This is a genomic window from Bradyrhizobium sp. KZN70725 (assembly GCF_055264925.1).
This window is the reverse complement of record NZ_JBUYWT010000162.1, coordinates 1-1,605: the sequence shown is the minus strand read 5'-3', so window position 1 is coordinate 1,605 and position 1,605 is coordinate 1. Positions and strand designations below refer to the sequence as shown.

General features: G+C 63.0%; 1 protein-coding gene and 1 pseudogene. Both read left to right on the top strand.

From position 1 onward, the window contains the following. Window positions 1–1,120 (top strand): annotated as a pseudogene (locus ACZBJS_RS42450) (IS110 family RNA-guided transposase); the annotation flags it as partial. 277 nt (window positions 1,121–1,397) lie between these two features. Then, a partial coding sequence (locus ACZBJS_RS42445) for a hypothetical protein (RefSeq protein WP_463440325.1) occupies window positions 1,398–1,605 on the top strand: 208 nt, incomplete at its 3' end.

Here is a 1,605-nt window from a genome sequence, read left to right as displayed (position 1 = left end):
CCCCTCAAACCGGACGGTACGCTGATCGCTGTGATCGAGATGAGCCTGTCGAGCTGGCTCGTTGCGGGGATTGTGCCTGGTGTCGAGCGCCAGCCGTCGAAGAAGCTTGAGGTCGACGAGAACGCCTTGCTGAAGCTGCTCAATCGCTGGCGAGAAGAGGCGCGGAAGGCAGGACACCGCATCGAACGCATGGCGGTCGCTTTCGAGGCCGGCCGTGACGGTTTCTGGCTGGCCCGCTGGCTCAGGGTGCGCGACATCGAGGCGCATGTCATTCACGCATCGAGCATAGCGGTATCGCGCGAGCACCGGCGCGCCAAGACCGATCGTCTCGACACCGAACTGCTGAAACGCTCTTTTCTCGGCTGGTTGCGGGGCGAGCGTGATCACTGCAAGATGGTCGCGATCCCGACAATCAAGGACGAAGATGCCAAGCGCCCCACCCGTGAGCGCGAGAGCCTTGTCGGAGAGCAAAGTCGGATCGTCAACCGAATGAAAGCAGGTACGGCTCGGCATCCGCGGCTTCAATCCCAAGCTGAAGAAAGCCGCCGAACGCCTTGACGGCTTGCGCACCCCCGAAGGCGAGCCGATCCCGCCCAACACCCTGGCTGAGCTGCGTCGCGACATGGCGCGCCGGCGGCTCGTCAGCGATCAGATACGGCAGATCGAGGAGGCTCGCCTGGAGCGTCTCAAGCAAACGCCCAGTGATGGACCACACGCAATGGAGCGCCTGTTGGCGCGGGTAATCGGGGTTGGTGTCGAGACCGGCGACATGCTGGTGCAGGAGGTACTATCGCGAAGCATGCGCGACCGAAGGGCGATAGCGCGTTATGCCGGCCTCACTGGCTCGCCTGACGAAAGCGGCAGAAAACGCCGGGAGAGAGGGCTGACCCGTTCCGGCAATGCCCGAGTGAGACGAGGCATGATCGAATTGGCGTGGCGATTTCTCAGATTCCAGAAGGACAGCGTCTTGGCGCAGTGGTTTCGAACTCGTACCGAGAATGCCCGCGGGACGCGCAAGACCATGATCGTGGCCTTGGCGCGCAAGCTCCTGATCGCTCTGTGGCGACTCGTGCGGGAGGGCGTAGTGCCGGACGGCGTCGTTCTGCGGCCGGCATCATGAACGGAGGAAGGACACCCCAACAGTTTCGGCCTTCCGTCCGCCTGTGACGGTGTCGCCGATGACGGTTCGAGGTGGCGGGGTCCCGACGTGTTTCCTTGGCTTCGATGCCGAAAGGGAGAATGGGTCCGCCGCTTCGGAGCTTCGCTGCCGATGCGCATGACTGCATCATGGTTCGGGGTCCTTGGACCCACCGGATACAAGGTTGTGGCGCGATTGATCGCGCCCGCAAGCGGGCTCCCCTCCGATCGTCATCCCGATCGCACCAAGCGATGCCGTCGTGCTCGAAGCTGTCAAGGTGTGGCCTGGCAACGGCGGAGCCTGTCGTACGATTCGTGCGGCGGCCAACCTTGACCGCTTCTGCGCGCGCCAGCGCAAGCGAAGTGCGGGTCGGGACGAAGAAACGGCCTCAGATCGAACAAAGAAACTGACGAAGGAAAAGATGCGCCGACCTATCGCCTATTTAAACGCCTCCCTTGACAAAGCCC